Here is a 7,804-nt window from a genome sequence, read left to right as displayed (position 1 = left end):
ATTCCTACCGCCGCATGACGCATCGCGGCGAAGCGGATTACGGGCGCCTGCTCGCGGCGATCCGGCTCTAGAGCATCCGCCCGCCAAGTGGATACCGGTTGGCGGAAAAAGCGGATGCGAAAACAAGAAGATAGAGCGCCGGATCTGATTCAATCAGATCGGTTTGCGCTCTAGAGCGGAATCCGATCTGATTGAATGAGATCGTCCGTTCTCATTTCTTGTTGTTTCACGCATTTTCTTCGACCAGCCGGTATCCACTTGGCGGGCGGATGCTCTAGAGCCGGATCGCCGCGAGCAGGCGCCCGTAATCCGCTTCGCCGCGATGCGTCATGCGGCGGTAGGAATAGAAGCGCGCCTCGTCCGCATAGGTGCAGAGGCCGCAATCGTCGATCTCGGCCACGCCGGCCTTCTCGAGCCGTCGCGCGATATAGCCCGGCAGGTCGAAATGCGGATGCGTCTCGCGCGTTCCCGCCCGGAAGAAATCCGCATTGGCGGGATCATGCTTCAGGAAGGTCTCGCGGAATTCCGGGCCAACCTCGTAATTCTCCTGGCTCAGCATCGGCCCCATCGCGACCGAGATGCGCGCGCGCCGCGCGCCAAGACGCTCCATGGCTTCAAGGGTGCTTTCGAGCACGCCGCCCATCGCGCCCTTCCAGCCGGAATGGCAGGCACCGACGATTTTCGCTTGCGGGTCCGCAAACAGGATCGGCCCGCAATCGGCCGAGCCCACCGCCAAAGCGAGGCCTGACATCGCCGTTACAAGGCCATCCGCCCGGGGCCGCTCGCCGGGCCAGGGGCTGGCGACATGAATCACATCCGGCGAATGCACCTGGTAGAGCGAGAGGAAATGGGTCGGCTCCACGCCGAGCCAATCGGCCATGCGGCGGCGGTTCTCGGCCACCAGAGCCGGATCGTCGTTCGAGCCGATGCCCCCATTGAGCCCGGCATAAAGCCCCTGCGAGACACCGCCCTCGCGCGTGAAGAAGGCGTGGCGGATGCCCGCCTTTTCGAGAACGGGGGAGAGGATGGGCTTCGGCATGTCAGGACAATCGGGGGTCGGGCTGCTCGAAACCGGGCGGCGGAGCCATGCCCGGCGCGGTAATGGCGATCGCCTTGAACAGAAGGCCCATCGCGGCATCATCCGTGCCGGCGAGGCGGGCGACGGCGCGGTCGATCTCGGCGGGGTTCTCGGCCTTGCGCTTCAGGATTTCCGCACGATGGTGGATGCCAAGCCGCTCCAGCAGGCTCGCCTGTGTCAGCAGCGGATGCGCCAGCGCCCCGCCGCGCTGGGCGGCGATCGCGAGCATCGCGAAATCGACATGCGCGGTGATATCCACCTCGCCCGGATCGGTGAGGACCGGCACGAAGCGATGCGCCTTCACGGCCTGCAATGTATCCCCGAAACCACTTTTCGCGTGCCCGTAATCGATGGCGATCATCGCCCCGCCTTGCCGCGCGATGCGCTCGCCGAGGCGGCGCATGATATCAAGCGAGAGTGGCGAGGTTTCGAAGATCGCACCCTCCGGCGCGGCGAAGGGGATGTTCGCGGCAGGCTCCTGGGCGAGGCCAAAGGCGAGGCCGCCGGCCGGATCGAGCCCCACGAGGCGCTCATGCCAGTGATCGCCCGCCCGCTGGAACTGCCGAACCGGCAGCGCATCAAAGAACTCGTTCGCAAGAATGAGAAGCGGGCGGTCTTCCGGCAGGGAATCGATGTTTGCGTGCCAGTTGGCATCACGTCCATCCTGCGCGAGGCGCGCGGCCTGCGCACGCATCAGCACGGGGCTTGTCTCCACGAAATGCGGTTCGAGCGTTTCCGCAAAGGCGGGGATGGCGCGCGCAGCGCGCAGGGCATCGCTCATCAACGTGCCGCGACCGGGGCCAAGCTCGGCCACAACAACACCTTCCGGCGCACCCATGTTCTGCCAGGTGATGGCCAAGGCGAGACCGAGCAGTTCGCCGAAGATCTGGCTGATCTCCGGCGCGGTGATGAAATCGCCGCCCGCGCCGAACGGGTCGCGCGTCATGTAATAGCCGTAGCGCGGATGCCCCAGCGCCAGAGCCATGAACCGATCGAGCGAAAGCGGGCCTTCGGCCGCGATGATCGCCGCCATTTCCTGCGCGAGTGGCGTGGTCCGTGCGTTCATGCCGTCACCGGATTCTTGCCGGCGCGAGCATAGAGCCAGAAGCCCACAAGCGCCATCGGCACGGAGAGCACCATGCCCATCGTGACCCAACCGCCGGCGAGGAAGCCGAGATGGCGGTCGGGCTCGCGGAAGAACTCGCAAAAGATGCGCGTCGCGGCATAGCCCATGCCAAAGAGCCCGGCGATGCGGCCGGGATGGGCAAAGCCGTCCTTCCGCACGACGACGGCCAGCACGACGAGCAGAAGAAGCCCTTCGGTCGCGGCTTCATAGAGCTGGCTCGGGTGGCGCGGCAGCGGTCCGGCAGCCGGGAAGATGAAGGCCCAGGGCACATCGCTCACGCGGCCCCACAATTCGCCATTCACGAAATTCGCGATGCGACCGAGCATCAGCCCGAGAGGCGCCACGGCAGCGGCAATATCGAGCATGGAGAAGGGGTTGAGGCCATTGCGCCTGGCCCAGAGAAACACCGCCACGCCTGCGCCGAACAGGCCGCCATGGAAGGCCATGCCGCCCTTCCAGACCTGCACGATCTCCAGCGGGTTCTCAAGGAAATAACCGGGATGATAGAAGAACGCGAAGCCCAGGCGGCCGCCGATCACCACGCCAAAGGCCGCATAGACCAGAAGGTCATCGAGCTGTTCCGGTGTCGGCGCTTTCAGATGCGCGGGCCAGAGCCGCGCATTGGCTGCCAGGCGTCGCGCGTAACACCAGCCGCCCAACAATCCCAGGATATAGGCCAGTGCATACCATCGCACGACGAGCGGGCCGATGGAAAACGCGACGGGATCAAACTGGGGAAGGAGCATCCGGCTTTTCCGGGTTGGGACGAGCGCGACAGGTAAGCGGCGAAATCTGTCTAACCAAAGGCGAAGCCCCGTGCTAGGTGAGCCCCATCATTCTTTTCGTTCCTTGTTTTTCGCCTGATCTGGGAGGCCCCCATGCGTGAACCCCCGACCCGTCTGCTCGATGAACTCTCCCGCGTGATGACCGGCGCGATCGGCGTGGCGCAGGGCATGAGCCGCGAGGCCGAGAGCTTCGTGAAGAGCCAGATCGAGCGCATCCTCCGCGACAGCGATTTCGTCACGCGCGAGGAATTCGAGGCCGTGCGCGAGATGGCGATCCTCGCACGCGACGAGAACGAGAAGCTCAACGAGAACCTCTTGGCCCGCATCGAGGCGCTCGAGGCAAAGCTCTCGTCAAAGGGCTGAATCTCTTCGCCGCCTGTGGAAATCGGTCAAGGGCTGTGGATCAACCCCCTCCGGCCGGTTGTGGGGAGACCGCGAATCCGAGAGCGTCAAATTCGACAGTCATCGTGATGACGCGGGCGCGGAAGGCAGCCTCGAACACGCCTGACGCGGACCGGACTCCTGCACAGAAATTCAGGAGGACAGGGCGAATCTGGCCATGCTAGTTTCGTCGCGGGGTGATTCGCGGCCTGATTTCAGAGGGTTCGCAGAGTCTTGGTACGCGTCGGCGTGCAGATGTTTCGTGCGCGCCATGGAGGCGTAAGGGTTTTTCCGGTGGAAGCGTAAAGGCGTACGCCGTCGCGGTCGCTCGCGATGGACGGTCTTTCTGCGCTCGCCGGCCTGAACGAAAAAGGGCATAAGGGATGGACATCCTCGATCATCATGGCGGGCGGGCAGAACACCCGGTCGATCTCGTCGAGCAGATCGCCTGCCGGCATGCCTGGTCCTTCGAGCGCGACGAGCAGGACGAGATTTCCATCGTCATTGCCGCAAGCTGGTCCGACTATCACGTGAGCTTCACCTGGCTCGACGATATGGAAGCCCTGCACCTCGCCTGCTCCTTCGATCTGAAGGTGCCGGAGCGCCGCCGCACGGAGATCATCGAGCTCATCGGCCGCGTGAATACGCAACTCTGGGTGGGGCATTTCGATCTCTGGTCAAGCGAGAACGCCATCATGTTCCGCCATGCTCTCGTGCTCGCGGGCGGCACGCCGCCGAGCCCGGATCAGTGCGAGGCGCTGATCAAGGTCGCGGTCGAGGCCTGCGAGAAGTATTATCAGGCCTTCCAGTTCGTCGTCTGGGCCGGCAAGAACGCCACGGAGGCGCTGGAAACCATCCTGTTCGAGACCGCCGGCGAGGCCTGAAGGGTTGAAGCCACAAGGCCGGCACGACAGAAGGCGGGACATCCCTGTTCCCCGAAGTGTGATCTTTTCCGCGAGCCGGCAATCCCTTCCCGCCCATCATGATCTGCCGTTTTTCATGACCCCGGAGCCTGCGATGTCCGTTCCCCAACTTCTGATCTTCGGTTGCGGCAAGATGGGCGGTGCCATGCTGAAGGGCGCGCTGGCAGGTGGCTGGCCCGCTTCAAGCATCGCCGTGGTGGAGCCCTCCCCCTCGGCCGAGCTTCTGTCCTTGCAGGCGAAGACCGGTTTCACGCTGAACCCGCCCGAGCCGACCCGAGCCGGGTTGATGCTGATCTCCATCAAGCCGCAGATGCTCGATGTTGCCGCCGAGGGCCTCGCGCGCTGCCTCGATGGCAAGAGCGTCGTTGTCTCCATCATGGCAGGCAAGAGCATTGCGGACATGAGGAAGCGTTTGCCGCAGGTCACGCGCTTCGTACGCGCCATGCCGAACACGCCGGCGGCCATTGGCCGGGGCATCACCGGCGCTTACGCAACCGATGCGCTCTCGGAAGCCGATCGCGCCAACGTGACGCGCCTGCTCCAGACCACGGGACGCCTCGAATGGGTGAAGAATGAGGGTCAGATCGACGCCGTGACGGCCGTTTCAGGCTCCGGCCCGGCCTATGTCTTCCACATGGTCGAGGCGCTGGCGAAGGCGGGCGAGCAATTGGGCCTCGAACCGGCCATCGCCGCGCGCCTTGCGCGTGCCACCATCGAAGGCGCGGGCGAATTGCTGTTCCGGGAGGCCGAGACCAGCCCCGCCGAGCTCCGCCAGAATGTCACCTCGCCCGGCGGCACCACGGCTGCGGCGCTTGCAATCCTGATGGGCGACGACGGCCTTGCCCCGCTGATGACGCGCGCGGTCGCCGCGGCGGAAGCGCGCGCGAAGGCTCTTGCCGGCTAGCCGGGCCTTGCAGTCGGGCGGGGAACGACTACCTTCAGCGGAAGTTCCCCAACCCTTCATGGGAGGCAACCATGGCCCGTAAAGCCGCCGAGAAAACCGCCGAGGCTCCGAAGGGCGACCCGCGCGCCCTGGTCGTGGATGCGCTGATGGCGCTCGCGGCGCGCCAGCCCTGGGACATGATCACCCTTTCCTCCATCGCCGAGGAAGCCGGGATTTCCCTTGCCGACCTGCGCGATCTTACCCCCTCGAAAGGTGCGATCCTCGGCAGCTTCGTGCGTCGCATCGACCGGATCGTGCTCGAAGGCACGGGGACCGACATGCAGGACGAGCCGGCGCGTGACCGGGTGCTCGACATCATGATGCGCCGCTTTGATGCGCTGCTGCCCTATCGCGAGGCGCTGCGCTCCATCTCGCGCGGTTTCGAGCGTGATCCGCTCGGCCTGCTTGCTCTCAACCAGCAGGGCCTCAATTCCTGGCGCTACATGCTGGAAGCCGCGGGCATCGAAGTTGACGGGGCGATGGGCGCGGTAAAGATCCAGGGCGCGATCCTTGTGTTCGCGCGCGCCTTCCGCATCTTCCTTGAGGAGGATGACCCGGCCCTGACCCGCACCATGGCGGCGCTGGATCGCGAATTGAAGCGTGGCGAATGGGTGCTGGCCCGCGCCGAGGGTCTCGACCGGCTGGCCGCCCCGCTCCGCGGCTTCTTCCGCGCGGCCTGCGATGCCAGGAAGCGCCGCGGCCATCATCACCGCCATCAGGATGAACCGAAGCCCGACGCCGCCTGAGGAACCATGGCCACCGAGACAACCGGCATCGCGCCGCAGATCACGTTCGACGACTTCATGAAGGTGGATATCCGCGTCGGGCGGATCATCGCGGTGGATGCCTTTCCGGAAGCGCGCAAACCCGCCTTCAAGCTCACGATCGATTTCGGGCCGCTGGGCACGCGGCGCTCCTCGGCGCAGATCACGAAGCATTACACGCCCGAGACGCTCCTGGGGCGGCAGGTCGCGGCGGTGGTGAATTTCCCGCCGCGCCAGATCGGCAAGTTCATGTCCGAGGTACTGACGCTGGGCTTCCCGGACGAGGAGGGCGAGGTTGTGCTCGTGACACCCGAACGGGACGTCCCGCCGGGCGGGCGATTGTTCTAGGCTGGCAACTCTTCTATATTAGTTTTCCTTTCTATGCAGGGACCCGCACCCGCGCCCGCAAGCCCCCGAGCGGGCTTTCCTCCAGCGTGACATCTCCGCCATGGCCGCGCGCAATGTCGCGCGCAATGGCGAGACCGAGTCCCGTGCCGCCATGGTCCTGGTTGCGCGAGGCATCGAGCCGCAGGAAGGGCTTGAAGGCTTCCTCGCGGCTCTCGGCCGGAATGCCGGGGCCATCGTCATCCACGGTGATCGTGAGGTATTTCTCGTCATGCACCGCGCGAATCTCGATGCGGTCGCCGTAGCGCGCGGCATTCGAGACAAGATTGCCGAGGAGGCGCCGGAAGGCCTGCGGGCGCACGCTCACCACCGGATCACCCTCGATCGCCAGCGTGGTGAAATGCCCCGCGCGCTCCGCATCCGATTTGAACGTCTCGATCAGCGCGCGGATATCCGTGGGAGACGCGCTCTCCGCCGCCTCTCCGCGCGCGAAGGCCAGATAGGCCTCGAGCATCCGGCTCATCTCGTCCACATCGCGCTTCATGTCCTCCAGTTCGGCGCTTTCCGGCAGGAAGGCGAGCGAAAGGCGGAATCGCGTGAGGATGGTGCGCAGATCGTGGCTCACGCCGTTGAGCATGGTCGTGCGCTGCTCGATGGCACGCTCGATGCGGTTCTTCATTTCCAGGAAGGCGAGGCCCGCCTGCCGCACCTCCTTCGCGCCGCGCGGTCGGAAGATGACGTCACGCCCCTTGCCGAAATCCTCCGCGGCTTCGGCCAATCGCAGGATCGGCCGGATCTGGTTGCGCAGCAGGATGACCGAGACGCCGATCAGCACCAGCGAAGAACCGGCCATCCAGGCAAGGAAGATATGCGAGTTCGAGGCATAGGCCTGACTTCGCCGCGCAATGACGCGCATCACGCTCTGCTCAAGCTGGATCCGGATCTCCACGAGGTTCGAACGCCCCACCGTATCGATCCAGAACGGGCGGCGGATGCGGCTCGCCAGTTCAGCGGTCAGCGACTGGTCGAGAATGTCGAAGAAGGGCTTCTTCAACGGCGGCGGCAAGGGCTCAGGCGGCAGGAAATCGACATCCAGACCAAGCTGCTGTTCGGCAATGCCGGAGATGAAGCGCGCCTGCTTCTCGCTGGGGAATTGGTCGTAGATCGCGATCAGCGCTGCGATGTCCTGGCTCAACGCCTGCGAGAGGCGCGCGGTCACGGCCTGCCAGTGGCGCTCCATGAAGACATAGGCGACCACGGTCTGGAGCAGCACCATCGGCATGATGATGATGAGAAGCGCGCGGGTGTAGAGCCCCTTCGGCAGCACCCGGTTGAGCCAGCGGCCGATGCGCGCTTCCAGCCGCATCACGGGCTGCGCGAGCCTCTGCACCGGCGCCGTGTTCCAGACCCATACCAGAAGCAGCCACAGCCACCCGAGCGGCACGGCAATGATGCGCCA

At 65.1% G+C, this 7,804-nt stretch carries 9 protein-coding genes; 5 read left to right on the top strand and 4 right to left on the bottom strand.

Annotated features, from left to right (window positions below; genetic code table 11):
- Positions 1–274: 274 nt before the first annotated feature.
- Genes pgeF through lgt form a run of 3 tightly spaced genes read right to left on the bottom strand, consistent with a single transcriptional unit; the run spans position 275 to position 2,950 of the window.
- The gene (pgeF, locus tag ACKODO_RS10785) at positions 275–1,039 is read right to left on the bottom strand and encodes a peptidoglycan editing factor PgeF (RefSeq protein WP_408983432.1); all 765 of its coding nucleotides are present in this window, start codon (positions 1,037–1,039) and stop codon (positions 275–277) included.
- Position 1,040: 1 nt separating this feature from the next.
- On the bottom strand, positions 1,041–2,144 hold the full coding sequence (locus tag ACKODO_RS10780; protein ID WP_408983431.1) for a class I SAM-dependent methyltransferase: 1,104 nt from the start codon (positions 2,142–2,144) through the stop codon (positions 1,041–1,043).
- Complete coding sequence (gene lgt, locus ACKODO_RS10775; RefSeq protein ID WP_408983430.1) at positions 2,141–2,950, bottom strand: prolipoprotein diacylglyceryl transferase; 810 nt, start codon at positions 2,948–2,950, stop codon at positions 2,141–2,143. The genes ACKODO_RS10780 and lgt overlap by 4 nt, the downstream gene beginning before the upstream one ends.
- A gap of 132 nt (positions 2,951–3,082) precedes the next feature.
- Here lgt and ACKODO_RS10770 point away from each other — a divergent pair, with 132 nt between their 5' ends.
- The 5 genes from ACKODO_RS10770 to ACKODO_RS10750 all read left to right on the top strand — a co-directional run bounded on the left by ACKODO_RS10770 (position 3,083) and on the right by ACKODO_RS10750 (position 6,348).
- Positions 3,083–3,352, top strand: coding sequence for an accessory factor UbiK family protein (locus tag ACKODO_RS10770; RefSeq protein ID WP_408983429.1), 270 nt, complete (start codon positions 3,083–3,085; stop codon positions 3,350–3,352).
- A 401-nt stretch (positions 3,353–3,753) separates the two neighbouring features.
- A complete protein-coding gene (locus ACKODO_RS10765; protein ID WP_408983428.1) occupies positions 3,754–4,254 on the top strand; it encodes a YbjN domain-containing protein in 501 nt (166 codons plus the stop codon).
- A 133-nt stretch (positions 4,255–4,387) separates the two neighbouring features.
- Positions 4,388–5,197, top strand: coding sequence for a pyrroline-5-carboxylate reductase (proC, locus tag ACKODO_RS10760; RefSeq protein WP_408983427.1), 810 nt, complete (start codon positions 4,388–4,390; stop codon positions 5,195–5,197).
- A gap of 71 nt (positions 5,198–5,268) precedes the next feature.
- Entirely contained in the window at positions 5,269–5,982 is a 714-nt protein-coding gene (locus ACKODO_RS10755) for a TetR/AcrR family transcriptional regulator (protein WP_408983426.1), read from the top strand.
- Between the two features lie 6 nt (positions 5,983–5,988).
- Positions 5,989–6,348 (top strand): tRNA-binding protein, encoded by a 360-nt coding sequence (locus tag ACKODO_RS10750; RefSeq protein WP_408983425.1) that lies wholly within the window; start codon positions 5,989–5,991, stop codon positions 6,346–6,348.
- A gap of 31 nt (positions 6,349–6,379) precedes the next feature.
- Here the strand turns inward: ACKODO_RS10750 and ACKODO_RS10745 are convergent, their stop codons facing one another.
- Positions 6,380–7,711: an ATP-binding protein gene (locus ACKODO_RS10745; protein WP_408983436.1), complete on the bottom strand. Its 1,332-nt coding sequence runs from the start codon at positions 7,709–7,711 to the stop codon at positions 6,380–6,382.
- Between the last annotated feature and the right edge of the window lie 93 nt (positions 7,712–7,804).

The sequence above is a fragment of the Rhabdaerophilum sp. genome, assembly GCF_046092605.1.
Taxonomy (GTDB): domain Bacteria; phylum Pseudomonadota; class Alphaproteobacteria; order Rhizobiales; family Beijerinckiaceae; genus Rhabdaerophilum.
This window is presented reverse-complemented; position numbering and strand designations above follow the sequence as displayed.